The sequence below is a fragment of the Streptomyces sp. NPDC079167 genome, from assembly GCF_040686735.1.
In the GTDB taxonomy this organism is placed as follows: domain Bacteria; phylum Actinomycetota; class Actinomycetes; order Streptomycetales; family Streptomycetaceae; genus Streptomyces.
The window spans coordinates 277,478-301,602 of sequence record NZ_JBFBLO010000008.1; the positions used below are offsets into that span (position 1 = coordinate 277,478).

A 24,125-nucleotide genomic window follows, 5' to 3' on the forward strand; every position below is an offset into this window, starting at 1 on the left:
GTGTATCGCTCGCATCGGGCCCCCACCGCTCCACCACGTGCACGATCACGGTCATGATCGGTAGTGGGAGCCTAGCAACGGCTTCCTGAGAGCCTGCCCGGTGTCGGTCAGACGGCGCCGAACGCGCCTGCCTTGACGCCGGCCACGAAGGAGGCGAAGGAGGCGGCGGGCAGGTCCAGGACGGGGCCGACCGGGTTCTTGGAGTCGCGGACGGGGACGATCCCGTGGGGGGCGGCGAGGTTGGCGGCGACCTCGACGCAGTTGCCGCCGTTTGAGCTGTGGGAGGACTTGCGCCAGCGGGGCTCGACGGTCACGGAAACGTCCCTTTCATACCCTGGATCATGGCTACGGAAGCCGCCTGCGACAACGCTTCGGCCTGCAGATGATGGTAGGCGGTCAGCATGGAGAGGACGTACGTGGTTTCCCGGTCCACGTGCCCCTGCGCCTGGGACTCGGCGTAGCTCACCATGCTGCGGTCAGCCATGGTGAGCAAGTTGACCGGCAGGTTGAACGCTCGCCTCGCGCCGACGTCGAAGGGCGAGACCTGCAGCACGGTATTGGGGAGGGCGGCGAACTCTGCCAATCGCTGCAGTTGCGGGGCCATGACCTCGGCGCCACCGACCTGATGCCGAATGCAACTCTCATCCATCACCACGAGCATCATCGGCGGTCGGCGCCGCGCCAGCACAGTCTGGCGCTCCGCGAGGAACGCGACCCGCTCGTCGGCTTGTTCGGTGGTGCTGGCGCCGCGTTGAACCTCTCCCTGGGCCAACGCCCGTGCGTACTGCGGCGTCTGCAGAAGCCCGGGAACGAGCCCGATCTCGAACAGGCGGATCTCGACCGCGCGTCCTTCGTAGCCCACATACTCGGGGAAGCCCTCCAGCAGGGACCCGTTCCGGAGTTCGGCCCACTCGCGCTCGAAGGCGTCCTTCGTTCCTGCGATACCGAAGGCGAGATCAGTACTGCGCGAGAAACGCAGAGTTGGAACCTTGCGGCCGGTTTCGACCGCGGAGATATGCGTACTCGAATACTCCGTGCGTGCCGCGAGGTCTTCCTGCTTCCACCCACGGGCTTCGCGTGACCTGCGTAACCGCGCGCCGTAAGCGGCTTGCGGGCTGCTCTCGGGGTTCAGCTCCTTGCGGTTCAAAGGGCTTCTCCCAACCTTCCGCTCGCGAATGACATGTTGAAGACGAGCTGACTCTAGGCCACGCTGAGCCGCCTTGGTAGTGGAATGACTACGGAGTGGAGTCGCGATGGCTGGGACATACGTTCCCGTAAGCGAGCAGGAACCCCCACAACCCCCGCCCCCCGGCACCCTCGTCGTGGACACCGTCCGTGACGACCGGGTAGGGGAGTTCCGAGGAGTTGCCGGCCCCTACTGGTCACTGCGCCCGGCTCAGGGCGGCGCCGAATGGGAGGCGGACCCGGCGTACGTGCGGCTCGCGACTCCGATAGAGCGGCTCCGCGCGGAGAACTCGCGGTGCAACGCCAGGAGCGAAGGGCGTTACCTGTGAACCGTCAGGATGACGACTTGTGTGGCTCGTTCCCGCTGAAGGCGCCGGAGCCCGTGCCCGGGTGTCCTGGGTGCGACCGTCTCGTGTGCGCGGAGAAGCTGGCCGACAAGGAGGCCGACCCGTCCAGGGCGACGGATGAGCGCGTCAGGCTCCGTATCCATCTGGAGGGGGAACACGGCGTCGAGAACCAGTTCGGCCAGGTAGGGGGCCGGGTCTTCCCGCAGCGCCTGGCTGGCCTGCCTAGTCCAGCGCCGCGCACACCGTGATCGGTGCCAGGATGAGGACGGCTGTGCCGAACCGCCTGCCGAGACGGTCACCACGCCGCAGTGGCAGGATCACGTCCACCAACAGGACCAGCAGGAGCACGAGCAGCCCGGCCACCGTCAGCATGAACATCGCAGAGCCCGCGTAATCAAGGGTGGTGTACTCGCAGTCGGCATGCCCGGGGCGGCCCACGTCCTTCGTGCTCCGGCAGCTCATCGGCAGGTACTCGGTCAGCAGCCATCACGCGCGGTCGAGCGGAATCATCGCCGGTACGCCGAGAGCGAGGTTCACCAGTCCAGGTCCCCAGAGACCGCCTCCCGGCCGCCTGCCCCGGCCGGTGTCCACGGCGCTCCCCGCCACGGCCTCGCCCCCTTCCCGTCTCTCGTCGCCAGGAGAGATGCACCGGGCCCACCCGGCGGTTCCGTGCCCGCCCACGGCCGGTCAGCCGCTGACACACGGGATGCGAACCGACGACCACCGGTGACGCCTTCCACGGAGCTACGCCCGGCTGAGGTCCCCCCGGGTGCCGGACTCCGGCACGCGGCCGGGGCGGCCGGCCTCCGCCCACCGCACCGCCGGCCCCATGGCGTACCCGGCGGCGACGAAGAGCCCGCCGAGCAGCAGCCAGCCGGGGACTCCCCAGGTCACCACGAGTGCGGTGACCAGTACCGGGCCGAGGGTGCGCGCCACGGCCACACCGGTGCCGAAGAAGCCCTGGTACTGGCCGATCTGGTGGGGCGGGGCGAGATCGAAACCGATCTGCCAGGATCCGGCCGACTGCTTCATCTCCCCGATGACCTGGAGCGTCGCACCGGCGGTGAGCACCGCCACGGTGGCCCAGACCGGCAGGCGGGCCGCCGAGAGGGCGAAGACGGCGCACGAGGCGAGAAGGATGACGCCCGCGCGGCGCACGGTCTGTCCGGCCGAGCGCAGACCGGTGACCCTGCGTGCGGTGCGCACCTGGAAGAGCATCACGGCAACGGTGTTGAGGACGAAGAGCCCGGAGGCCAGCCAGGTCAGTCCGGGGAAACGGGTGGCGATCCACAGGGGGATGGCGAGGCTGAGCAGCGGCAGCCTGAGCAGCAGGACCGTGTTGACGAGGGTGACGACGGCATAGGGGCGGTCACGCAGTACGGCGAGGCGTGGTTCGTCGTCCGTACGCCGGGGCGTGCCCCGTACGACGGGTAGTCGCAGCAGGATCAGCGCGCCGGCCAGGAAGCTCAGCGCGTCGAGAGCGAAGACGGCCAGATAGGCGGGGCGGGTCCCGATGCTCAGGGCCAGACCACCCAGCGCCGCGCCCAGCGCCAGGCCCGCGTTGAGCGTGGACTGCATGTGGGCGAGGACGCCGGTCCGCTCGGCGGGCGTGACGAGGCCCGCGAGGAGGGCCTGGCGGACCGCCGCCAGACCGGACTGGGCGGTCGCGTACAGGCAGGCGACCAGCAGGAACGGCACGAACGAGCGAATGACCAGGAACGAGGCGACGAACGCCGCGGTGGCCAGGGCGAGCAGGACCGCGAGCGTGCGCGGCCCACGCCGGTCCGCGAGGTGGCCCAGGGGGACTCCGGCCAGGGAGCCGATGGCCCAGGCGACGGTCAGGCCGAGGCCGAGGCGCGCAGGAGAGAGGCCGACGATCTGGGTGAAGTAGAGCGCCGAGCAGGTGTAGTACATGCCGTCGCCGATGGAGTTGCTCAGCTGGGCGGCGGCCAGCGTCCGAGGCGCGCCCGGGGGCGGTGACAACCGTATGGACACAGAACTCCCTGGCCGAAGTGGCCCGGGGGCCGCTCACCGTCGCTGGCCCGGCAACCCTAGGTAGGGGGCGTCCTGGGAACACGGGCCAATCGTGGGTGGTCAGGGCGGGCCACTTCCCGGACCGGAACCGGCGGGGCCCGGCGACCTGCACGCCGGAGGGGCGGGACGCGCGATGCGTCCCGCCCCACCTGACCGTCGTACGCCCCTACTTCACCGGCGTGAAGTCACGCGCCCCGATGAACTCGGGCCGGCGGATCGGAGCCGCGAAGGGCTCCTGCGCCGTGTTGTCCACGCTGTTGAAGACGATGAAGACGTTGCTGCGCGCGTACGGGGTGATGTTGTCGCCCGACCCGTGCATCGCGTTGCAGTCGAACCAGGTCGCCGAGCCGGCCTTGCCGGTGAAGAGCTTGATGCCGTGGCGGTCGGCCATCTTGGTCAGCACTTCGTCGGACGGGATGCCGGCGTCCTGCATCTGCAGGGACTTCTTGTAGTTGTCCTTCGGCGTCTCGCCCGCGCAGCCTACGAACGACTTGTGCGAGCCGGGCATGATCATCAGCCCGCCGTTGGTGTCGTAGTTCTCGGTCAGCGCGATCGAGACCGACACGGTCCGCATGTTCGGCAGACCGTCCTCGGCGTGCCAGGTCTCGAAGTCCGAGTGCCAGTAGAAGCCCGAGGCGCCGAAGCCCGGCTTGACGTTGATCCTCGACTGGTGGACGTACACGTCGGAGCCCAGGATCTGGCGGGCCCGGCCCACCACGCGCTCGTCGCGGACCAGGTTCGCGAAGACCTCGCTGAGCTTGTGGACCTCGAAGACGGACCGCACGCTCTGCGTCTTCGGCTCGATGATCGAGCGTTCGTCGGCGCGGACCCGCGGATCGGCGATCAGCCGGTCCAGCTCCGCGTGGTAGCCGGCCACCTCGTCGGGCGAGATGAGCTGGTCGATGGCGAGGAAGCCGTCGTGCTCGAAGGACTGGAGGTCCTTCGCGGCGATCGGTCCCGGCGCGCCCGGCGCGGACCAGATGACCGGGTCCTGGCGGGGAGTGGTCATCTCGGCGGCGCCGCGCGAGGGGTACAGGTCGGCGCGTACATCGGTGGTCATGGTCAGCCCTCCTCTGTCAGCAGCGGGTATACACCGTTCTCGTCATGGTCCTCCCGTCCGGTGACGGGGGGATTGAAGACGCACACGCAGCGGAAGTCGGTCTTCGGCCGCAGGGTGTGGTGCTCGTGCCCGTTCAGCAGGTACATCGTTCCGGGGGAGATCCAGTGCTTCTCGCCGGTCTCGTCGTTGGTGAGCTCGGCCTCGCCCTCGGTGCACAGAACGGCCTCGATGTGGTTCGCGTACCACATCGACGTCTCCGTGCCCGCGTACAGCACGGTCTCGTGGAGCGAGAAGCCCACCTTCTCCTTGGCGAGCACGATGCGCTTGCTCTCCCAGGTACCTGAAGCGGACTTGATGTGCCGGTCGGTGTTCTCGATGTCACTGAAAGATCGGACGATCACGGTGGGATGGTGCCTTTCTCTTCTGTCCTGCTCTGTGGTGCCTGCGCGGGGTGCGTGCCCCGCTCAGGCGGTCTCGCGGACGGACCGGGCCAGCGTGCGCAGGCCCTCGTCCAGCTCTTCGGGGGTGATGGTCAGCGGCGGCAGCAGCTTCACGACCTCGGACTGCGGGCCGGAGGTCTCCAGCAGCAGGCCCAGCTCGAAGGCGCGCGCGCAGACGGCGGAGGCACGCTCGGGGTCGCTGAACTCCAGGCCCCAGACCAGGCCGCGGCCACGGAACTGCGCGGTCGGCTCCTCGCCGCAGATGGCCAGCATGGTCTGCTCGACCTGCTCGCCGCGGGCCAGGGTCTGCTTCTCCATCTGGCCGTCGGCCCAGTAGGCGTCGAGCGTGGCGGCGGCGGTGACGAAGGCCGGGTTGTTGCCCCGGAACGTGCCGTTGTGCTCGCCCGGCTCCCAGATGTCCAGCTCGCCCTTGAAGAGGCAGAGCGACATGGGCATGCCGTAGCCGCTGATGGACTTCGACAGCGTGACGATGTCCGGGACGATGCCGGCCTCCTCGAAGGAGAAGAAGCCGCCGGTCCGGCCGCAGCCCATCTGGATGTCGTCGACGATCAGGAGCATGTCCTGGCGGTGGCAGAGCTCCTGCAGGGCGCGGAGCCACTCGGCGCGGGCGACATTGATGCCGCCCTCACCCTGCACGGTCTCCACGATCACCGCGGCGGGCTTGTTCAGCCCGGATCCCTGGTCCTCCAGGAGCCGCTCGAACCAGATGAAGTCGGGCACGGTGCCGTCGAAGTAGTTGTCGAACGGCATCGGGGTGCCGTGCACCAGCGGGATGCCGGCTCCGGCGCGCTTGAAGGCGTTGCCGGTCACGGCGAGCGAGCCGAGCGACATGCCGTGGAAGGCGTTGGTGAACGAGACGACGGACTCGCGGCCCTTGACCTTGCGGGCGAGCTTCAGCGCCGCCTCGACGGCGTTGGTGCCGGTCGGGCCGGGGAACATCACCTTGTAGGGCAGGTCGCGCGGGCGCAGGATCACGTTCTCGAAGGTCTCGAGGAACGCCCGTTTGGCCGTCGTGGCCATGTCCAGACCGTGGGTGATGCCGTCACGCTCGATGTAGTCGATCAGCGCGCGTTTCAGCACCGGGTTGTTGTGGCCGTAGTTCAGTGAACCGGCACCGGCGAAGAAGTCGAGGTACGAGTGTCCGTCCTCGTCGGTGAGGCGGGCGCCCTGCGCGCGGTCGAAGACTGCGGGCCAACCGCGGCAGTAGCTGCGTACTTCCGACTCCAGGGTCTCGAAGACACTCAGGGCGGGCGGGGTGATGGTCACAGCGGATCTCCTGCTCGAGGGGGGTGTGACGGGCGGCGGGTCAGGCATGCCCGGGAAAGCCGCGCCCGGGCGGGGCGCGGTGGGGCGCTGAGAGGCCCTAGAACGGACCGATGCGGTAGAGGACCTCCGGCAGGTGCGTCCCCTCGGGGAACAGCGCCCCCTCGAAGAGCACCTCGCGCTCCAGCGGCACGTCGTGCCGCTGCGCGAAGGAGGTGAACAGCCGGTCGGAGGCGGTGTTGTCCGGGGTGACCGTGGTCTCTACCGAGGACAGGCCCTGGTCGGAGGCGACACGGGAGGTCAGTGCGTCCAGCAGCGTGGCCGCCAGTCCCTTGCCCCGGTGGGCCTGGTCGACGGCCACCTGCCAGACGACGAGCGTCTCGGGGCGGTCGGGGCGGATGTATCCGGTCACGAAGGCGATCGGGTCGCCGTTCTCGTCGCGGGCGACCACGGAGGTCGCCGCGAAGTCACGGCACCACAGCAGGTAGCTGTACGAGGAGTTGAGGTCCAGTACCTCGGAGTCGCGGGCTATGCGCCAGATCGCGGCTCCGTCCTCCACTCGCGGGGTGTCGATTCTGAGGAATTCGCTTCGGGCACTTGCAAAATCTGCTGGTGCGGCGGTCATGCGAATTGAATTTACCCAGCAAAAATCAAAATTGCATCGCCCCAGGGGGTTGGGTCAACGGGCCCGTTGTGCTATCACGCGGGCGCGGGCCCGGCCTGACCCAGGGGCGATTTCGCTAGTGTTGTCCGGAATTTACCGGCCATAACGGACGCGATGTGGAGTCGGTCACAACGTTGTAACTCTCCTGAGATCCGTTCGCATTGCGTAGGCCGATCGGGTGAAAACTGTGGCGTTTAGCCTCGAAAAACGGGGGAAGAAGAATGCGGGGAGCTGCTCCCGATAAAGCAGCTCCCCTTTCGCGTCGGTTGAATTGCCGACGTTGCGGGCTTCAATTAATTCAGTTGTTCTGCCAGGTTTCCGTGACGGCTCGGCGGGAAGCATCGGTATCGGTCTTCCGGCCCGCCTCCTCGAGTGCGGCGCCCAGGGCGGCCAGCGAGGACAGCACCGCGTCCCGCGTCGCGTGCACACCGTAGTGATTGACCCGGATCATCTCCTTGGACAGAGACCCGCCGCCGGCGATCAGCGGCAGCGAGGAGTCGGCCGCGAGCGCACGGCCGACCAGCGCCGCCGCGTCGAGGTCCGCCGGCACCCGCAGTGTCGTGGCGACCGGGGCCGCGTCACGGGCATCGTGGACGTACGGCTCCAGCCCGCCGCCGAGCGCAGTCGCACCCGCCCGGGTCGCCGCGGCGGCCGAGGCGTGCCGCGCCATGACCGTGTCCGGGCCGTCCGCCTCGATCCGCTCCAGACACGCGTCGAGCGCCAGCATCTCCAGCTGGGCGGGCGCGTGCGGCAGCGCCTTCCGGCCCCCGTCGATCCAGCGGGCCTTCCAGTCGAGCAGCGAGAGGTACGACTGCCGCGGGGCCTGCGGGTTGGCGGCCATCCGCTCCCATGCCCGCGCGCTCACCGACACCGCGGACACCCCAGCCGGGCCGCCCATGGCCTTCTGCGCGCCGATGACGCACAGGTCCACGCCCCAGTCGTCCACGAGCAGAGGCTCCGCGCCCACCGACGCGACGGCGTCCACCATGAACAGTGCGCCGTGCGCCCGCACGACCTCGCCGATCTCCGCGACCGGGTTGGTGTTGCCGGTCGCCGCCTCCGCGTGCACGAGCGACACGAAGTCGATGGCGGGGTGCTCGGCCAGCGCCTGCTCGACCTGTCCGGCCGTGACCGCCGTGTGGAACGGCACCGGCAGATCGACGACCTCGGCGCCGCAGTCGCGCAGCCAGTCGCCGAAGGTCCGGCCGTACGGACCCGTGACGATGTTCAGCGCGGTCGAGCCGGGCCGGGCGCCGCCCCGGATGCAGCCTTCCAGGGGCAGCAGCGCCTCGCCCTGCATGATGACGACGTCCTGCTCGGTGCCGAGGAGGGCGGCCACCCGCCGCTCGATCGCTGCGAAACGCGCGGGGGTGAGCGGGGCGAGGTCGAGGAACGGGTGTGTCACGGTGCTGCTCTCTTCGGGTCGTCCGGTGCGCGCTCAGCGCCTGGGACGAGGGTACTGACCGCCCTCTGCTTCCTCGCCGGACGGCCTCGTACAGTGCTGTGCATGAGTGATCACGAGGTGGCGCGGGTGCTGCGGATCAAGGGGCAGGTGCTCGTCGGACCCGACGAGGTGAGGGACGGGCTCTGGGCGGTCGACGGGCGGATCACCTACGAGAGGCCGCCGGGCGCCGACGACGCCGTGACCCTCACCGGATGGGTGCTGCCCGGCCTCGTCGACGCGCACTGCCATGTGGGGCTCGGGCACCAGGGGCCCGTCGACGCGGCGACCAGCGAGAAGCAGGCCCTCACCGACCGGGAGGCCGGCACGCTGCTCATCCGCGACGCCGGATCGCCCTCCGACACCCGGTGGGTGGACGACCGCGAGGACCTGCCGAAGATCATCAGGGCGGGGCGGCACATCGCCAGGACGCGTCGTTACATCCGCAACTTCGCCCATGAGATCGAGCCCGGCGACCTCGTCGCCTACGTCGCCCGGGAGGCGCGGCGGGGTGACGGCTGGGTGAAGCTCGTGGGTGACTGGATCGACCGGGACGCCGGTGACCTGGCCGCCTGCTGGCCGCGTGGCGAGGTCGAGGCCGCGATCGCCGAGGCGCACCGGCTCGGCGCCCGGGTCACCGCGCACTGCTTCGCCGAGGACGCGCTGCGGGATCTGGTGGAGGCCGGGATCGACTGCATCGAGCACGCGACGGGGCTGACCGAGGACACCATTCCGCTCTTCGCGGAGCGCGGCGTGGCGATCGTCCCGACCCTGGTCAACATCGCCACCTTCCCGGATCTCGCGGCAGGGGGAGAGGCCCGATTCCCCCGCTGGTCCGCCCACATGCGGCGGCTGCACGCCGACCGGTACGACACCGTGCGAGCGGCGTACGACGCGGGAATCCCGGTCTTCACCGGCACGGACGCGGGCGGCTCGCTCGCCCACGGCCTGATCGCTGACGAGGTGGCCGAACTGGTGAAGGCCGGCATTCCGCCCCTCGACGCGCTCTCCGCCACGGCCTGGGGCGCGCGGCGGTGGCTCGGCCGGCCGGTGCTGGAGGAGGGGGCCCCGGCGGATCTGGTGATGTACGACGAGGACCCCAGGGCGGACGTACGGGTGCTGGCGTCCCCGCGCGCGGTCGTGCTCAACGGACGGGTGATGGGCTGACCGCCCGCCGGCCCCGGAGGACGCCGCGTTGACCGGCGGTGACCCCGGGCCCCGGCTCTCGTTGAACCCTCTCGGTGTGCCGCCCGGGCTGTCCGTCGAGTACGTCCAGGAGGCGTGAAACGGGTGATTCCGAGGAACTCCTGTGCCGTTGGATTCGAATGTGCAAGCGGAAACCCCTCTTTGGAGTGAACTGACGCCAGGTATCCGCCAGTTCACCCTCTGTGCGTAAAGATTCACGGAGTCGAGGCCACCGGTGCCCGCGATGTCCCCCATTGGACGGCTCCGGTGGCTCCATGTCTCTTGTGGGGGTTCCACCATCTTGAACAGCAACACCTTCCGTTCGGCTGCCCTGGCGATCGCCGCAGCTCCCGTCGCACTGCTCGTCGCCGTCCCCGCGCACGCAGCCACCGCGACGGCCCCGGCCACTCCGGACGGAGGCCACGGAAAGGCGAGCGCGGTCGTGCTCCGCGCCGGACTCGACGTCTCGCTCCTCAACAAGTCGGTCCAGGTGCCGCTCAAGACCTCGCTCAACGAGGTCCACGCGCCGGCGAGCGCGGAGAAGACCGCGCTCACCGTCGAGCTCGACGGCGTCGACAAGGGCCGTCCCTTCTCCATGCTGAAGGCCGACGTCGCCACGGCGAATGCCACGGTGGACGCGCACAAGGCGGAGGGGTACAGCAACCTCGCCAGGGCTCGGGTGCACGTGCCGGGGCTGCGGGCGCTCTCGCTGATCGAGATCCAGAAGGTCACGTCCAAGGCCGTGTGCGAGGTGGGCCACAAGCCCGTCGCGGAGTCGAACGTGCTGGGGCACGTGACGGTGCTCGGCAAGAAGACCACGCTCACGTCGGCAGGCACGACGAAGGTCGAGGTGCCCGGCGTCGGCGATGTGACGCTCGACCTGTCGGAGACCGTCACGACCGAGCGGACGGCGGCCGCGACGGCGCTGCGACTGAGGGTCTCCGTGAACCCGTTGAAGCTGAACGTCGCCGAGGTGGAGGGCGAGATCACGCTGGCCGAGGCGACGTGCGAGACGCCCGAGGGCGGCGGTTCGGACAACGGAGGCTCCGACAACGGCGGTTCCGGGAACGGCGGCTCGGAGACCGGGGGCTCCTCCGGCAACGGCGGATCGACGGGCGGCGACAGCGGCGGCACCGGTGGCAAGGAAGAGCCCGTCGACGTGAAGCCCCAGACAGGATCCGACCCGGTCGAGGCCGCTGCGGGCTCCGGCGACCTCGCCGAGACCGGATCCAGCTCCTCGACCCCGTACATCGCGGGTGGAGCCGCCGTCCTGCTGGCGGTCGGAGCGGGCGCCACGGTCCTCGCCCGTAAGCGCGCCCGAGGCTGATCACCCTCCGGCGGGAGCGGTGCCCGCACATCGGAGCACCGCTCTCGCTCGCCCGGAGCACCGCTCTCGCTCAGCCGGAGAACCGTCAGCCGACGGCTCTCCGGGGCAGCCCCTGCAGCGCCAGATCGAGCGCCTGCAGAAACCTGTTGGTCGTCACACGGTCACGTACGGCGAGCCGCAGATACTCACCGCCCAGCCCGGGAAACGTGTCCCCGCGCCGCGCCGCGAATCCGCGTGAGCGCAGCAGCTCCCGTACCTCGCCCGCCCGCTTCAGCCGCAGCAGCACGAACGGCCCGGCGGCCGGCTCCACCACCCGCACCTCGCTGAACTCCGCGAGCCCGGCCAGCAGATGCGCCCGGTCCACCGCGATCCGGTCCGCCGCGTCCGCCGCCTCGACCAGGGCGCGCGGCTCCATGCACGCCTCGGCCGCCGCCAGCGCGGGGGAGGACACCGGCCACAGAGGCTGCGCCTCCTGCAGCAGGGCGATCGTCGCCGGTTCGGCCAGCACATAACCGATCCGCAGCCCCGCCAGCCCCCAGGTCTTCGTCAGGCTCCGCAGCACCACCAGCCCCGGGACGTCGGTACGCCCGCACAGCGCCTCGCGCTCACCCGGTACGGCGTCCATGAACGCCTCGTCGACCACGAGGGTCCGCCCGGGGCGCGCCAGCCGCTCCAGCACCCCCGCGGGATGAAGCACGGACGTCGGGTTGGTCGGGTTGCCGACGACCACCAGGTCCGCGTCCTCCGGCACCGCCGCCGGATCCAGCCGGAAGCCGTCCTCCGGGCGCAGCAGCACCCGCACGACCTCGTGCCCCGCCGCGCGCAGGGCCGCCTCGGGTTCGGTGAACTGCGGATGCACGACGACCGGCCGCCGGGCGGGCAGCGCCCTGGCGATCAGCACGAACGCCTCGGCCGCGCCCGCCGTGAGCAGGACCCTCTCCTCGGGCAGCCCGTGCCGCCCCGCGACCGCCGCCCGTGCCGGCCGCCCGTCCGGGTAGGCGGCCAGCGACACCAGCGACGCGGCTATCCGCTGCCGCAGCCAGTCCGGTGGCGTGTGGGTCCGTACGTTGACGGCCAGGTCGGTCAGATCCAGGCCGCGTACTTCGGCGTCGCCGTGGTGCCGCAGATCGGGCCCGGCGCTCTCGATGTGCTCAGTGGGGGGCAGCATGGCAGCAATGGTGAACGGCTCGGAGCCATTCGTCGATGCCGAGGTGTCCGCCGATGGCCTCCGGCGGGCCACCGCACACGTCGCCGATGCCGACTTCCGCTTGGGCACCAGCAGTTCACCGGCGTCCGCGAGCGCCGCGGCCTCCGCGACCGATCCGGTGGCCACCGCCCTACGGGGCGCCTCCGAAGGGTTGGGCACGGAAACCTCCGCCAGGGCTCCGGCCGTGTACGACCGCACCGGCACCCCCAGGCGCTCCGCCGCGCCGGCGATCCCCGGGTCGTCCGCCCTGGTGTCCAGGGTCGCAAGCTCGACCACGTCACCGGCCGCGAGTCCGGCCTCTCTGAGCGTCCGCCGGATCAGCCCGAGCACCTCCTCGGCCTGGACGTCGCGACGCGCGCCGACACCGACGACGAGCGCGGCTCGGGTCATGACAGAGGGTCCTTCCGGGGGCAGGGCTGGGCGACACGGGTAAGGGCGGCCTGAGGTGCGGGAAGCGGGGTCAATCCGCTAGCAAGGGCCCATGGCGGTATTCGTCGCGCTCGGCGCGTTCCTGATGACCCTGGCGGGCGGCTGGGTCGCGCAGCGCGTCAGCGACCGCCGCCACCTCGTGCTCGGCTTCGCCGGCGGACTGATGCTGGGCGTCGTCGGTCTCGACCTGCTGCCCGAGGCCGTGGAGGCCGCGGGCGGCGTGGTGTTCGGCGTACCCGCCGCCCTGCTGCTGTTCGTGGGCGGCTTCCTGACGGCCCATCTCGTGGAGCGTTCGCTGGCCGTACGCCAGGCGGCACACGGGGCGAGCGAGGAACGGGTGCCCCAGGTCGGGCTGACGGCGGCCGCAGCGATGGTGGGCCACAGCCTGATGGACGGCGTCGCGCTCGGCGCCGCCTTCCAGATCGGCGGCGGCATGGGGGCCGCCGTCGCGCTCGCCGTCATCACCCACGACTTCGCCGACGGCTTCAACACGTACACGCTCACCAGCCTGTACGGGAACGCCCGACGCAAGGCGCTGCTGATGCTCTTCGCGGACGCGCTGGCCCCGATCGTCGGCGCTGCGACGACCCTGCTGTTCACCCTTCCGGAGGAACTGCTCGGCTGTTATCTCGGCTTCTTCGGAGGGGCGCTCCTCTACCTCGCCGCTGCCGAGATCCTCCCCGAGGCGCACCACGACCACCCGGCCCGCTCCACGCTGCTGTGCACGGTCGCGGGAGTGGGTTTCATCTGGCTGGTGGTCGGCGTCGCGGAGTGACACCGCCCCCGGCACCGGCCCACGGCGGCGGAGCGGCGCAACCCCCGGCACCGGCCCGCGCGGGCGGAGCGGCGTCACCCCCGGCACCGCTCCACGAAACGCCGGGCCACCCCGGGCTCCGCCGCCCAGTGCGTGTGCAGATAACTCGCGTGCACACCCTGCTGCACGAAGCCCTCCACCCGGCGCTCCGGCTGATGCAGACCCCAGGCGGGCGTCGCGCCCGCCCCGGGCTCCAGCACCGTCCGGTGGAACTCGTGCCCGCGCAGCCGGGTCCCGGCCACGGCCAGCACGCTGTCGGACACCGCCACCGCCTGCCGGTAGCCGAGCGTCAGCCGCTCGGACATCCGGGCCGAGGCGTCCAGCACCCCGCACATCGGCCGCCCGTCCAGCTCACGCGCCAGATAGAGCAGCCCCGCGCACTCCGCCGCCACGGGAGCACCGGAGAGCGCCAGATCCGTGACCGCCCGGCGCAGCGGCTCGTTCGCGGACAGCTCCGGCCCGTACACCTCGGGGAAGCCGCCGCCGATGACCAGACCCGCCGTGCCCGTGGGCAGCTTCTCGTCGTGCAGCGGGTCGAAGACGGCCACCTCCGCGCCCGCCGCCGTCAGCAGCTCGGCGTGCTCCGCGTAGGCGAAGGTGAACGCCGCGCCGCCCGCCACGGCCACCACCGGCCGGGCCCCCTCCTGGGGGTGGGCCTGCGGCTCCCACGCCTCGTCGGGCAGGGCGGGCGCCGAACGCGCCAGCGCCATCAGCGCGTCCAGGTCGCAGCCCGCACGTACGCGTTCACCCATCGCCCGTACGGCGTCGAGGGCGTCGGCCTGTCGCTCGGCCACCGGGACCAGACCCAGATGGCGTGACGGGGTCGCCACCTGCGGTGCCCGCCGCAGCACCCCGAGCACCGGCAGCCCGGACTCGTCGAGCGCCTCCAGGAGCAGCGCCTCATGGCGGTCCGAGGCCACCTTGTTCAGGATGACGCCGCCGATCCGCACCTCCGGGTCCCAGGAGGCGAAACCGTGCACGAGGGCCGCGACCGACCGTGACTGCGAGGACGCGTCGACGACCAGCACGACGGGAGCCCGCAGCAGCTTGGACACCTGGGCCGTCGAGGCCAGCTCGCCCTGCCCCGAGGCTCCGTCGTACAGCCCCATCACCCCTTCGACGACGGCCAGGTCGCAGCCGCTCGCCCCGTGCGTGAACAGCGGGGCGATCAGACCGGGCCCGCACATGTACGCGTCGAGGTTGCGCCCCGGGCGGCCGGTGGCCAGCGCGTGGTACCCCGGGTCTATGTAGTCGGGCCCCACCTTGTGCGGGGAGACCGCGAGGCCGAGCCCCGCGAAGGCGGCCATCAGGCCCGTGGCGACGGTGGTCTTGCCGCTGCCGGACGCCGGTGCGGCGACGACCAGTCGGGGAACACTCACCACTCGATGCCTCTCTGGCCCTTCTGGCCGGCGTCCATCGGGTGCTTGACCTTCGACATGTCGGTCACCAGGTCGGCGGCCTCGATCAGCTTCTGCGGCGCGTTCCGGCCCGTGATCACCACGTGCTGCGTGCCCGGACGGTCCCGCATCACCTCGACGACCTCGTCGGTGTCGATCCAGCCCCAGTGCATCGGGTAGGCGAACTCGTCGAGCACGTACAGCTTGTACGTCTCGGCGGCCAGGTCACGCTTGACCTGCTCCCAGCCCTCGCGGGCCTTCTCCTCGTTGTCCAGCTGGTTGTCGCGCTGGACCCACGACCACCCCTCGCCCATCTTGTGCCAGTCGACGGTGCCGCCCTCGCCGCTCGCGCCCAGCACCTTCAGCGCGTTCTCCTCGCCGACCTTCCACTTCGCCGACTTCACGAACTGGAACACCCCGATCGGCCAGCCCTGGTTCCAGGCGCGCAGCGCCAGCCCGAAGGCCGCCGTCGACTTGCCCTTGCCGATGCCCGTGTGGACGAACAGCAGCGGGCGGTTACGCCGCTGACGTGTCGTCAGTCCGTCGTCCGGTACCGAAACCGGCTGTCCCTGTGGCATCAAGCGGCCCTTCCCGTAGCAGTGATGTCCTTGACCATCCCGGCGATCGAGTCGGCGCGCAGCTCGTCGAGCGTGACCGCGCTGCCCCCCAGATCCCGTGCGAGCTGTGCGGCGAGCCCGAGGCGTACGATCCCCGACTCGCAGTCCACGACGACCGACGCGGTGCCCTCGGAGGCGTGCAGCCGCCCGGCCCGCGCCGCCAGCGCCACCGGGTCGACGCCCCCGGTCGCCCGGCCGTCCGTCACGACCACGAGCAGCGGCCGGCGCGAAGGATCACGCAGCCGCTCCACCCGCAGCACGTCGTGCGCCCTGAGCAGTCCGGCGGCCAGCGGGGTGCGCCCACCCGTGGGCAGCGTCTCCAGCCGCGCGGCGGCGGCGTCCACCGACGACGTGGGCGGCAGCGCCACCTCGGCGTCCTTGCCCCGGAAGGTGACCAGGCCGACCTTGTCGCGGCGCTGATAGGCGTCCAGCAACAGCGACATCACCGCCCCCTTCACGGCGGCCATCCGCTGCCGGGCCGCCATCGACCCGGAGGCGTCCACGACGAACAGCACGAGATTGCCCTCGCGCCCCTCCCGCGTGGCCTGCCGCAGATCGTCGCGCCGCACGACGAGACCCCGTCCCGAACGCCCGCGCGCCCGCTGGTGCGGCGCCGCCGCCTGTACGGTCGCCGCCAGGTGCAGCTTCGTCAACGCGCCCTCGGGCCGCCGCGAACCGGTGGTCCTGCCGTGCTCCGTACGCGCCCTCGACCGCCGCCCGGCCGCGCCCTCGCCGAGCCCGGGCACGCTGAGCATCTTCGTACGGAACGGCTCGCCGGCCCGCACCGGCTGCTGTTCCCCGGCGCCGCCGCCCGGCGCGGGCGCGTCGCCGCTGCCCGCCTCGTCGCGGCCGGGCGTGTCGTCACCCGGCCCGTCCGGGTCCGTACCGCCGTCGTCGGGGCCGCCGCCCTGCGGGGGCACACCGCCGCCGGGCCCGTCCGGGTCCGGGTCGTCGTCGCCCCCGCCGTCGCCGTCCGCCGCGTCCTGGAGGGCCTCGTCCAGCTTGTCCTCGTCCAGCCCGGGCGCGTCGAACGGGTTGCGCCGGCGCCGGTGGGGGAGCGCCAGGAGCGCGGCCTGCCGTACGTCGTCCTCGACGACCTCCTCACGGCCCGCCCACGCGGCCAGCGCCGTCGCGGTGCGCGCCATGACGATGTCGGCACGCATGCCGTCGACCTCGAACGCCGCGCACGTCGCCGCGATCTGCCGCAGCACGGCGTCGCCGAGCACCACGTGGGGAAGCAGGGCGCGCGCGGCGACGATCCGCTCACGCAACGCGGACTCCTCGTCGGCCCACCGGGCCGCGAAGCCGGCCGGGTCGTCGTCGTAGGCGAGCCTGCGCCGTACGACCTCGACGCGCAGGTCCGTGTCGCGCGAGGCCGCCACCTCGACGGTCAGCCCGAAGCGGTCCAGCAGCTGCGGCCTGAGCTCGCCCTCCTCCGGGTTCATCGTCCCGACCAGCAGGAAGCGCGCCGCGTGACGGACGGAGACACCTTCGCGCTCGACGTACGAAGCGCCCATGGCCGCCGCGTCGAGCAGCAGGTCCACCAGATGGTCATGGAGGAGATTGACCTCGTCGACGTAGAGGATCCCGCGATGGGCGTCGGCGAGGAGTCCCGGCTCGAAGGCCTTCACCCCCTCCGAGAGGGCCCGTTCGATGTCGAGGGCGCCGACCAGCCGGTCCTCCGACGCGCCGACCGGGAGCTCCACGGTCCGCGCCGGACGCGACACGCCCGTACCCGTCTCGTGCGGGCCGTCGGGACACGCCGGATCGGGGGCTCCCGGGTCGCACGAGAAGCGGCACCCCGCCACGACGTCGACCTCGGGCATCAGCGCGGCGAGCGCGCGTACGGCGGTGGACTTGGCGGTGCCCTTCTCGCCGCGGACCAGGACCCCGCCGACGGCGGGACTGACCGCGTTGAGCAGGAGACCCAGCCGCAGGTCGTCCTGTCCGACGATGGCGGTGAAGGGATACGGCGTACTCACAGGGCCTCCTCTGTCGCAACCACAACGTCATGTCCGGGCGCGGGCGGCGCGCCCGGCGGGATGAACGGCAGCCCCTTCGGCGCGCCGGTCTCGATCAGCCGCCACAGCGCGTCCGTGTCCGCGTGTTCCTCGATCAGATCTCCCAGCCGGTCCAGCTGTTCCTCCCGCAACGCCCCGAAGCTCGTGTCCGGCGCCGCGGTGAACCGCCGCCCCGCAGCCCGCGCGACCTCGCCCAGGAACGCCCGCCGGAACGCGTCGCTCTCCAGCGACCCGTGCCAGTGCGTCCCCCAGACCGAACCCACCCGGCACCCGTCGAGGAACGGCTCGCCGCCGCTCACCCCGGCGACCCCGTGATGGATCTCGTAACCCTCCACCGGCTCCCCGAGCGCCGACCCGACGGGCCGTCCCAGGACCTTCTCCCGGCCGAACCGGACGCGTACGGGCAGCAGACCGAGCCCCTCGACGAGACCGGCCCGCGACTCCACGTCGTCCTCGATGCGCTCGCCCAGGACCTGGAACCCTCCGCAGATCCCCAGCACCGGGCGGCCTTCCGCGGCACGCCGGACCAGCGCGTCGGCCAGCCCCCGCTCGCGCAGCCACGCCAGTGCCTTCACGGTGCCCCGCGTCCCGGGCACGATCACGAGGTCCGCGTCGACGAGCTCCTCCGCCCGGTCCACGAACCGCACCACCACACCCGGCTCGGCCGCCAGCGCGTCCACATCGGTGAAGTTCGACATCAGCGGCACCGCGCACACCGCGACCCGCAGCACGTCCTCGCCGTGCGGCGGCGCCACGACGGACTCCCGCACGGTGCCGCGCATCGACACGCGCAGGCCGTCCTCCTCGTCGATACCCAGACCGTGGGCGTAGGGCAGCACTCCGTACGTCGGCCGCCCCGTGAGCCCGAGCAGCATGTCGAGACCGGGCTCCAGCAGTGACACGTCACCGCGGAACTTGTTGACGAGATACCCCGCGACCAGCGACTGGTCCTCGGGGCTCAGCAGCGCCGTCGTGCCGAAGAACGAGGCGAACACGCCGCCCCGGTCGATGTCACCGACCACCAGCACGGGAAAGCGCGCGGCCCGGGCGATGCCCATGTTCACGATGTCCGTGCGCCGCAGATTGATCTCGGCCGGACTGCCCGCCCCCTCGCAGATCACGGCGTCGTACGCGCCCCGCAGCTGCTCCAGACAGTCCACGACCGTCCCCAGCAGCGCTTCCTGGCGGCCGCCGTGATAGCCGTGGGCGCTCATCTCGCCGACCGGCCTGCCCATCAGGACGACCTGGCTCGACCGGTCGCCGCCGGGCTTGAGCAGCACCGGGTTCATCAGCGCCGACGGCTCCACCCGGGCGGCCTGCGCCTGCATCGCCTGGGCGCGGCCGATCTCCGCCCCCTCCCGGGTGACGAACGAGTTCAGCGACATGTTCTGCGCCTTGAACGGCGCGACCTTCACCCCCCGGCGCACCAGCCACCGGCAGATTCCCGCCGTGACGACGCTCTTGCCCGCGTCCGAAGTGGTCCCCGCGACCAGCAGCCCGCCGCTCATCCGACTCTCCGTCCCATGGCCGACCGCCCCGCCGCGCACACGACGAGGGCCAGCACACTCACCCGGCGCGACAGCCGCACCGCGCGTTCGATGTCCGTGACCCGCACGTCCCTTCCGGCCCCGCCGTTGAGCACCGGCCGGTGCTCGACCCGCCCGCCGTACGCGAGGGTGCCGCCGAGCCGTACGCCGAGCGCACCCGCGAACGAGGCCTCCACCGGGCCCGCGTTGGGGCTGGGATGCCGGCCCGCGTCCGCCCGCCAGGCACTGACCGCCTCGCGCGGGCGCCCCCCGGCGGTCACCGCGAGCACGGCGGTGAGCCGGGCGCCGGGCCAGCCGGCGACATCGTCGAGCCGGGCGGACGCCCAGCCGTAGCGCCGGTAGCGGGGCGACTTGTGCCCGACCATGGCGTCGAGAGTGTTGACGGCCCGGAAGGCCACCAGCCCCGGCACTCCGCCGAGAGCACCCCACACCAGGGCCCCCACGACGGCGTCGGAGGTGTTCTCGGCGACGGACTCCACCACGGCGCGGGCGATCTGCTGCCCGTCCAGCGACTGCGGGTCGCGGCCGCACAGATGCGGGAGCCGCTCCCGGGCAAGCTCGATGTCCCCGGCGGCCAGCGCCCCGCCGATGGCGCGGGCCTCACGGCCCAGCGAGGTGCCGCCGACGACGGACCAGGTGGCGGCGGCGGTCAGCGCCACGGCGGCGACGGGACGGTTCCGGACGCCACGCGCGGCCAGCGCGGCGGCGCCCGCGGCACCCCCGGCGCAGACGAGCGTGTGCAGCGCGCCCCAGCCCCGGTGGTCGCGCCACAGGCGGCGCTCGGCGCCCGCAGCCGCACGCCCGAAGGCGGCGACGGGGTGGCCGCGCCGGGGATCACCGAACAGCAGGTCGCCGATCAGACCGGCGGCGGCTCCGTACGCGAAGATGCGGTCGGCTCGCACCGCTCAGCCGGCCGTCGCGCCTCGGAGGACCTTCGTGGCAGGTGGTGCAGCGACCGGCACAGGGCAGCCAGACATGGCGTATGTCCTCACTCAGGGTCCGCGCCCTGGTTCGACGTGACCGGCGACGAGAGTCTCCTGGCTTCCGGATCCGCAGTTCCTCCGGCCTTCCAGCCCGTGGTGACGGGCCGTGACTTCCGTATGGAGGCTGCTCCCCGGTGACAGTGGCGGGACCGCGCCGGATTCGCACCGGCTTCCTCTCCTGTCGCCGTAAGACCGGCCGTCACATGTGTGCCGGTCGGCCTAAATGGCTCCGGCAGTCCACCATGACCCGCGAACGCCCGTCAACCTGCCGCTGACCTGCGAGGCTTCTATGTGCTCAGACGCACACCGGGCCGGACACACGTGGTGTGTCCGGCCCGGGTCGGTGTCCGCGCGGGGCGGTCAGGCGACGATCAGATAGATCCCGTACGCGACGGCCGCCGCGCACAGCCCGAAGCAGGCGTACGCACCGGTGCGCACCAGGCCGTTGGCACCGCCGCCGCCCTGTGCGGTCGGGGTCTGCCTGGCCATGCCCGTGATGCCGAGCGTGAAGAGGCCGACCAGCGCGACGGTGACCACGAGGCTGACGCCGAAGACGGACGCGAGAGCTGCCCAGTCGATGTTCATGCGGATCCGTCCTTACACCGTGGCCGGGTCGGCCGGGGTTCCGGCCGACGTGGCCGGGGCCGAGATGGTGGTCTTGAGCTCCGGTACGACGGTACCGGCGGGGGGCGGGCTGACCGCGGAGATGGCGGTGGTGACGACGCCCGCGGGCTCGGCCTCCGCGTTCACGTTGGTGTGGTCGACCGGCTTGCGGCGCGACAGCAGCCAGATGGCGCCGGAGCCCGCGACGAGGAGGACGGCGACCACGCCGACGCCCCAGGGGCCCTGCTTGGTCAGGAACTCGGCGCCCGCGCCCATCAGACCGGCGGCCGGCAAGGTCAGGCCCCAGGCCACGAACATCCGGGTGGCGGTGGACCAGCGGACCACGCCCCCCTTGCGGCCGAGACCCGCGCCCATGACGGCGCCGGAGCAGGACTGCGTGGTGGAGAGGGAGAAGCCGAGGTGGGAGGAGGCCAGGATGACCGTGGCCGCACTGGTCTGGGCCGCGAAGCCCTGCGGCGGACGCAGGTCGGTGAGGCCGCTGCCCATGGTGCGGATGATGCGCCAGCCGCCGAGGTAGGTGCCCAACGCGATGGCGATACCCGCGGAGGCGATGACCCAGACCGGCGGGTTGGAGCCGGGGGAGAGGACGCCACCGGTGACCAGGGCCAGGGTGATGATGCCCATCGTCTTCTGCGCGTCGTTGGTGCCGTGGGCGAGCGAGACGAGCCCGGCCGAGGCGATCTGCCCGGCGCGGTACCCCTTGGCGGTCGACTTCAGCTGCGCCTCGTCGGTGATCTTCCGGTTGAGGCGGTACGTCAGCTTCGTCGCCAGCAGCGCGGCGATACCGGCCACGACCGGGGCGGCGATCGCGGGCAGCAGGACCTTCGTGACGACGGTGCCGCCGTCGATCGAGGACCAGCCGGCCGACATGACCGCGGCGCCGATGAGGCCGCCGAAGAGTGCGTGGGAGGAACTGGAGGGCAGGCCGACCAGCCAGGTCAGCAGATTCCACAGGATCGCGCCGACGAGCGCCGCGAAGATGACCTCGGTTCTGAGGCCGTTCTCGTTGATGATCCCGCCGGAGATCGTCTTGGCGACCTCCACCGACAGGAACGCGCCGACGAGGTTGAGAACGGCGGACATCGCCACCGCTGTCTTGGGCTTGAGAGCGCCGGTCGAGATGGTGGTGGCCATCGCGTTGGCGGTGTCGTGGAAACCGTTCGTGAAATCGAACACGAGAGCTGTCACGATCACAATCGCAAGCAGCAGCGTGATGTGTTCCATTTACCCAGGCAATCGTTCGACGTCATTGGCACGTGGAACGTAAGCAACCAGGGTGAACGGAAGATGAACTGGGCAGGGCGGCACGGTGACCCCAACCGCGTGCACAGGTTCCGCTTGTGTGCACGGTGGGTGGGCCGGACCGCCGCCGTTCGGTGCGGGGCCCGGTGCCACCCGCCGCGGGGGATCTTGACCGTGGCCGATTCACCCCTTCGGGGAGACATCGGTCACGTGACCCTAGGATCCCCGTATGGGTGACATGGATGAGCGTGCTGTGGAACAGGCGTGGGCCGGTGTCGTCGCGACGGCCCGGAGGACGGCGGCGGACGGCCTGGTCGTCGGAACCTCCGGCAACGTGTCGGCCCGGGTCGGCGACATCGTCCTGGTCACCCCCAGCGGGGTGCCCTACGACCGGCTCGGCCCCGGGGACGCCGTCGGCGTCGACCTCGAAGGACGCCAGGTCATCGGCGACCTGGTCCCGACCAGCGAACTCCCGCTCCACCTGGCCGTCTACCGAGGCAGCGACGCCGCGGCGGTCGTCCACACCCACGCCGTGCACGCCACGGCCGTCTCCACCCTCGTCCCCGAGGTGCCGCTCATCCACTACGCCGCCGCCCTGCTCGGCGGTCCCGTCCGCACCGCCGCCTACGCGCGCTACGGCACGCCGGAGCTCGCCCACAACATGCTGGCCGCCCTGCGCGACCGCACCGGCTGCCTGCTGCGGAACCACGGCACCGTCACCTACGGGCGCACCCTCGACGAGGCATACGACCGCACCGCGCAGCTCGAATGGATGTGCAGGCTCTGGCTCACCGCGAGCTCCGTGCCCGGCCACACCCCGAGCCTCCTCACCCCGGCCCAGCTGGACGACGTCCAGGACGCCCTGAAGGGCTACGGCCAGCGCGGCTGAGCCCGGCGCCGCACCGTACGGGCCCCGCCCACTGGCCAACGGCGCCCCGGCCCAGGACACTGGAGCCGTGCGCCCGGCAACAGCGGCGGCAGTGGCCGCCACCTCGATCCTCGGCGTCGGCGCGGCAGCGGTCGCCGCCGGCCGCTACGCCAGCGACGCCGCCCTCGGGGCGCCCTCGCCACGGCCCTTCCCGGCCGACCGCCGTCTCACCGTGCACGCCACCGCGGCCGGGCAGATCACTCTGACCCGCTCCTTTCCCGCGCTGCGCCCCGGTACGTACGGACTGGCCGGCCGGGGCGTCCACGCGGTGACCGGCCCGGTGATCGAGCAGGTGCCGGGCCGTTCCGTCATCTCTCCCGACACCGTGGTCCGCCGGCTGGAGCGCGTGACCCTCGGCAGCCTGAAGCCGGGTGCCCGGGTCCGTCTCACCCCGGAGCTCCACCGCGGCGACCCGCTCGCCGCCCTCGGCCTCGCCTACAAGGAGGTCGAAATCCCCGGCGAACTGGGTCCCCTGCCCGCCTGGTTCGTACCCGCAGCCCGGGACACCTGGGTGATCACGGTGCACGGCCTGGGCACCACCAGGGACCACCCCATGAACGTGATGGGGTTCCTCAACGACCAGCAGCTCCCGGTGCTCGACCTGGCCTACCGCGGCGACGAGGGCGCCCCCCGTTCCCCGGACGGGCTCTCCCACCTCGGTGAGTCCGAATGGCGCGACCTCGACGCGGCCATCCGCTACGCGGTGCGCTACGGGGCCGAGAACGTCATCCTGTACGGCTGGTCCTCCGGCGCCTCGATGGCCCTGCACGCGGCCGTCAACTCCGCCCTCCGTGACCGCATCAGCGGCCTCGTCCTCGACTCCCCGGTCCTGGACTGGAAGACCACCCTGCGCGCCCTCGCCTCGGCCCGGGGCGTCCCCTCCGCGCTGCTGCCGCTCGCCGTCCGGGCCGCCCAGGGCCAGACCGGACTGCACGGGGCCCCGCTCCTGGCCACCTCGGTGCCGACGGCCCTGCACGTCCCCACGATGATCGTCCACGGCCCCGACGACACCCTGGCCCCCTGGCAGCAGTCCAGGGAGCTCGCCGAACGCCGCCAGGACCTGGTGTCCCTGCACTCCGTACCCCTGGCTCCGCATGCGGCGATGTGGAATGCCGACCCGGCCGGTTACGAAGAGGCGCTCCGGCGCTTCCTCACGCCCCTGATGTGAGCTGATGCGCCGGAACCGCCCGGTTGGCACCCCGGTCCCGGAGCCCTCCGAACCCCGTTGACACGGCTTCCGTTTGGGCTTTCGGGCCGTCAGAGGCAAGACTGCTCCTCGTGACGTCCCGTACCCCGCGCGACTCCAGGCTGCGACTTGTCCGCCCGCGACCCCAGGCGACCGCCCGCAA

23 protein-coding genes and 1 riboswitch are annotated in these 24,125 nt (G+C 71.8%); of the genes, 6 read left to right on the top strand and 17 right to left on the bottom strand.

What is annotated here, in order from left to right; genetic code table 11:
- Positions 1 to 107: 107 nt before the first annotated feature.
- Together AB0P41_RS19295 and AB0P41_RS19300 are read right to left on the bottom strand one after the other, a co-directional pair.
- Positions 108 to 314 carry a DUF397 domain-containing protein gene (locus AB0P41_RS19295; RefSeq protein WP_365933087.1) on the bottom strand — a complete coding sequence of 69 codons (207 nt, stop codon included), beginning with the start codon at positions 312 to 314 and terminating at the stop codon, positions 108 to 110.
- The gene (locus AB0P41_RS19300) at positions 311 to 1,147 is read right to left on the bottom strand and encodes a helix-turn-helix transcriptional regulator (RefSeq protein WP_356711950.1); all 837 of its coding nucleotides are present in this window, start codon (positions 1,145 to 1,147) and stop codon (positions 311 to 313) included. The genes AB0P41_RS19295 and AB0P41_RS19300 overlap by 4 nt, the downstream gene beginning before the upstream one ends.
- Before the next feature lie 106 nt (positions 1,148 to 1,253).
- Between AB0P41_RS19300 and AB0P41_RS19305 the strand changes: the two genes are divergently transcribed.
- Entirely contained in the window at positions 1,254 to 1,514 is a 261-nt protein-coding gene (locus AB0P41_RS19305; RefSeq protein WP_356711948.1) for a hypothetical protein, read from the top strand.
- A gap of 240 nt (positions 1,515 to 1,754) precedes the next feature.
- Here the strand turns inward: AB0P41_RS19305 and AB0P41_RS19310 are convergent, their stop codons facing one another.
- From AB0P41_RS19310 to AB0P41_RS19340, 7 genes are all read right to left on the bottom strand, one after another.
- Positions 1,755 to 1,994: a hypothetical protein gene (locus AB0P41_RS19310; protein ID WP_365933089.1), complete on the bottom strand. Its 240-nt coding sequence runs from the start codon at positions 1,992 to 1,994 to the stop codon at positions 1,755 to 1,757.
- Between the two features lie 282 nt (positions 1,995 to 2,276).
- Positions 2,277 to 3,527 carry an MFS transporter gene (locus AB0P41_RS19315; protein WP_365933090.1) on the bottom strand — a complete coding sequence of 417 codons (1,251 nt, stop codon included), beginning with the start codon at positions 3,525 to 3,527 and terminating at the stop codon, positions 2,277 to 2,279.
- 205 nt (positions 3,528 to 3,732) lie between these two features.
- A complete protein-coding gene (gene thpD / locus AB0P41_RS19320) occupies positions 3,733 to 4,626 on the bottom strand; it encodes an ectoine hydroxylase (RefSeq protein WP_356711942.1) in 894 nt (297 codons plus the stop codon).
- A 2-nt stretch (positions 4,627 to 4,628) separates the two neighbouring features.
- On the bottom strand, positions 4,629 to 5,027 hold the full coding sequence (locus AB0P41_RS19325; RefSeq protein ID WP_099176037.1) for an ectoine synthase: 399 nt from the start codon (positions 5,025 to 5,027) through the stop codon (positions 4,629 to 4,631).
- A gap of 63 nt (positions 5,028 to 5,090) precedes the next feature.
- Positions 5,091 to 6,353: a diaminobutyrate--2-oxoglutarate transaminase gene (gene ectB, locus AB0P41_RS19330; protein ID WP_356711940.1), complete on the bottom strand. Its 1,263-nt coding sequence runs from the start codon at positions 6,351 to 6,353 to the stop codon at positions 5,091 to 5,093.
- A gap of 97 nt (positions 6,354 to 6,450) precedes the next feature.
- Entirely contained in the window at positions 6,451 to 6,975 is a 525-nt protein-coding gene (ectA, locus tag AB0P41_RS19335) for a diaminobutyrate acetyltransferase (RefSeq protein ID WP_356711938.1), read from the bottom strand.
- Between the two features lie 337 nt (positions 6,976 to 7,312).
- Positions 7,313 to 8,419, bottom strand: a complete 1,107-nt coding sequence (locus AB0P41_RS19340; protein WP_365933093.1) for an aminotransferase class V-fold PLP-dependent enzyme — start codon at positions 8,417 to 8,419, stop codon at positions 7,313 to 7,315.
- A 102-nt stretch (positions 8,420 to 8,521) separates the two neighbouring features.
- Here AB0P41_RS19340 and AB0P41_RS19345 point away from each other — a divergent pair, with 102 nt between their 5' ends.
- Positions 8,522 to 9,622, top strand: coding sequence for an amidohydrolase family protein (locus AB0P41_RS19345; protein WP_356711934.1), 1,101 nt, complete (start codon positions 8,522 to 8,524; stop codon positions 9,620 to 9,622).
- A gap of 319 nt (positions 9,623 to 9,941) precedes the next feature.
- The gene (locus AB0P41_RS19350) at positions 9,942 to 10,967 is read left to right on the top strand and encodes an SCO1860 family LAETG-anchored protein (RefSeq protein WP_365933095.1); all 1,026 of its coding nucleotides are present in this window, start codon (positions 9,942 to 9,944) and stop codon (positions 10,965 to 10,967) included.
- Between the two features lie 85 nt (positions 10,968 to 11,052).
- Here the strand turns inward: AB0P41_RS19350 and cobC are convergent, their stop codons facing one another.
- Positions 11,053 to 12,564 carry an Rv2231c family pyridoxal phosphate-dependent protein CobC gene (gene cobC, locus AB0P41_RS19355; RefSeq protein ID WP_365933096.1) on the bottom strand — a complete coding sequence of 504 codons (1,512 nt, stop codon included), beginning with the start codon at positions 12,562 to 12,564 and terminating at the stop codon, positions 11,053 to 11,055.
- Positions 12,565 to 12,655: 91 nt separating this feature from the next.
- Between cobC and AB0P41_RS19360 the strand changes: the two genes are divergently transcribed.
- Positions 12,656 to 13,378, top strand: a complete 723-nt coding sequence (locus AB0P41_RS19360) for a ZIP family metal transporter (protein ID WP_356711928.1) — start codon at positions 12,656 to 12,658, stop codon at positions 13,376 to 13,378.
- A gap of 74 nt (positions 13,379 to 13,452) precedes the next feature.
- Here AB0P41_RS19360 and AB0P41_RS19365 read toward each other — a convergent pair whose 3' ends face one another.
- The 7 genes from AB0P41_RS19365 to AB0P41_RS19395 all read right to left on the bottom strand — a co-directional run bounded on the left by AB0P41_RS19365 (position 13,453) and on the right by AB0P41_RS19395 (position 21,830).
- Positions 13,453 to 14,799: a cobyrinate a,c-diamide synthase gene (locus AB0P41_RS19365; protein WP_365933098.1), complete on the bottom strand. Its 1,347-nt coding sequence runs from the start codon at positions 14,797 to 14,799 to the stop codon at positions 13,453 to 13,455.
- A complete protein-coding gene (gene cobO / locus AB0P41_RS19370) occupies positions 14,793 to 15,392 on the bottom strand; it encodes a cob(I)yrinic acid a,c-diamide adenosyltransferase (RefSeq protein ID WP_267076435.1) in 600 nt (199 codons plus the stop codon). Before cobO ends, AB0P41_RS19365 begins: the two co-directional genes overlap by 7 nt.
- Positions 15,392 to 17,413 (bottom strand): putative cobaltochelatase, encoded by a 2,022-nt coding sequence (locus tag AB0P41_RS19375; RefSeq protein ID WP_365933100.1) that lies wholly within the window; start codon positions 17,411 to 17,413, stop codon positions 15,392 to 15,394. Before AB0P41_RS19375 ends, cobO begins: the two co-directional genes overlap by 1 nt.
- Positions 17,410 to 18,960 carry a cobyric acid synthase gene (locus tag AB0P41_RS19380; RefSeq protein ID WP_365933101.1) on the bottom strand — a complete coding sequence of 517 codons (1,551 nt, stop codon included), beginning with the start codon at positions 18,958 to 18,960 and terminating at the stop codon, positions 17,410 to 17,412. The genes AB0P41_RS19375 and AB0P41_RS19380 overlap by 4 nt, the downstream gene beginning before the upstream one ends.
- Positions 18,957 to 19,901, bottom strand: a complete 945-nt coding sequence (locus tag AB0P41_RS19385) for a cobalamin biosynthesis protein (RefSeq protein WP_365933103.1) — start codon at positions 19,899 to 19,901, stop codon at positions 18,957 to 18,959. The genes AB0P41_RS19380 and AB0P41_RS19385 overlap by 4 nt, the downstream gene beginning before the upstream one ends.
- 107 nt (positions 19,902 to 20,008) lie before the next feature.
- Positions 20,009 to 20,199, bottom strand: a riboswitch (cobalamin riboswitch).
- Positions 20,200 to 20,342: 143 nt separating this feature from the next.
- Positions 20,343 to 20,567, bottom strand: coding sequence for a hypothetical protein (locus tag AB0P41_RS19390; protein WP_356711917.1), 225 nt, complete (start codon positions 20,565 to 20,567; stop codon positions 20,343 to 20,345).
- A 12-nt stretch (positions 20,568 to 20,579) separates the two neighbouring features.
- Entirely contained in the window at positions 20,580 to 21,830 is a 1,251-nt protein-coding gene (locus AB0P41_RS19395) for an inorganic phosphate transporter (RefSeq protein WP_365933105.1), read from the bottom strand.
- 247 nt (positions 21,831 to 22,077) lie between these two features.
- On the opposite strand from AB0P41_RS19395, the gene AB0P41_RS19400 reads away from it, so the two are divergent.
- Together AB0P41_RS19400 and AB0P41_RS19405 are read left to right on the top strand one after the other, a co-directional pair.
- Positions 22,078 to 22,737 (top strand): class II aldolase/adducin family protein, encoded by a 660-nt coding sequence (locus AB0P41_RS19400; protein ID WP_356711913.1) that lies wholly within the window; start codon positions 22,078 to 22,080, stop codon positions 22,735 to 22,737.
- Positions 22,738 to 22,804: 67 nt separating this feature from the next.
- Complete coding sequence (locus AB0P41_RS19405; RefSeq protein ID WP_365933108.1) at positions 22,805 to 23,944, top strand: alpha/beta fold hydrolase; 1,140 nt, start codon at positions 22,805 to 22,807, stop codon at positions 23,942 to 23,944.
- The last annotated feature ends 181 nt before the right edge of the window (positions 23,945 to 24,125 follow it).

Excerpts from the sequence above, each read along its gene's own strand:
- AB0P41_RS19305 (WP_356711948.1), top strand. The coding sequence starts at position 1,254 with ATGGCTGGGACATACGTTCCCGTAAGCGAGCAGGAACCCCCACAACCC.
- AB0P41_RS19310 (WP_365933089.1), bottom strand. The coding sequence starts at position 1,994 with ATGAGCTGCCGGAGCACGAAGGACGTGGGCCGCCCCGGGCATGCCGAC.
- thpD (WP_356711942.1), bottom strand. The coding sequence starts at position 4,626 with ATGACCACCGATGTACGCGCCGACCTGTACCCCTCGCGCGGCGCCGCC.
- ectA (WP_356711938.1), bottom strand. The coding sequence starts at position 6,975 with ATGACCGCCGCACCAGCAGATTTTGCAAGTGCCCGAAGCGAATTCCTC.
- AB0P41_RS19345 (WP_356711934.1), top strand. The coding sequence starts at position 8,522 with ATGAGTGATCACGAGGTGGCGCGGGTGCTGCGGATCAAGGGGCAGGTG.
- cobC (WP_365933096.1), bottom strand. The coding sequence starts at position 12,564 with ATGACCCGAGCCGCGCTCGTCGTCGGTGTCGGCGCGCGTCGCGACGTC.
- AB0P41_RS19360 (WP_356711928.1), top strand. The coding sequence starts at position 12,656 with ATGGCGGTATTCGTCGCGCTCGGCGCGTTCCTGATGACCCTGGCGGGC.
- cobO (WP_267076435.1), bottom strand. The coding sequence starts at position 15,392 with ATGCCACAGGGACAGCCGGTTTCGGTACCGGACGACGGACTGACGACA.
- AB0P41_RS19380 (WP_365933101.1), bottom strand. The coding sequence starts at position 18,960 with ATGAGCGGCGGGCTGCTGGTCGCGGGGACCACTTCGGACGCGGGCAAG.
- AB0P41_RS19390 (WP_356711917.1), bottom strand. The coding sequence starts at position 20,567 with ATGAACATCGACTGGGCAGCTCTCGCGTCCGTCTTCGGCGTCAGCCTC.
- AB0P41_RS19395 (WP_365933105.1), bottom strand. The coding sequence starts at position 21,830 with ATGGAACACATCACGCTGCTGCTTGCGATTGTGATCGTGACAGCTCTC.
- AB0P41_RS19400 (WP_356711913.1), top strand. The coding sequence starts at position 22,078 with ATGGGTGACATGGATGAGCGTGCTGTGGAACAGGCGTGGGCCGGTGTC.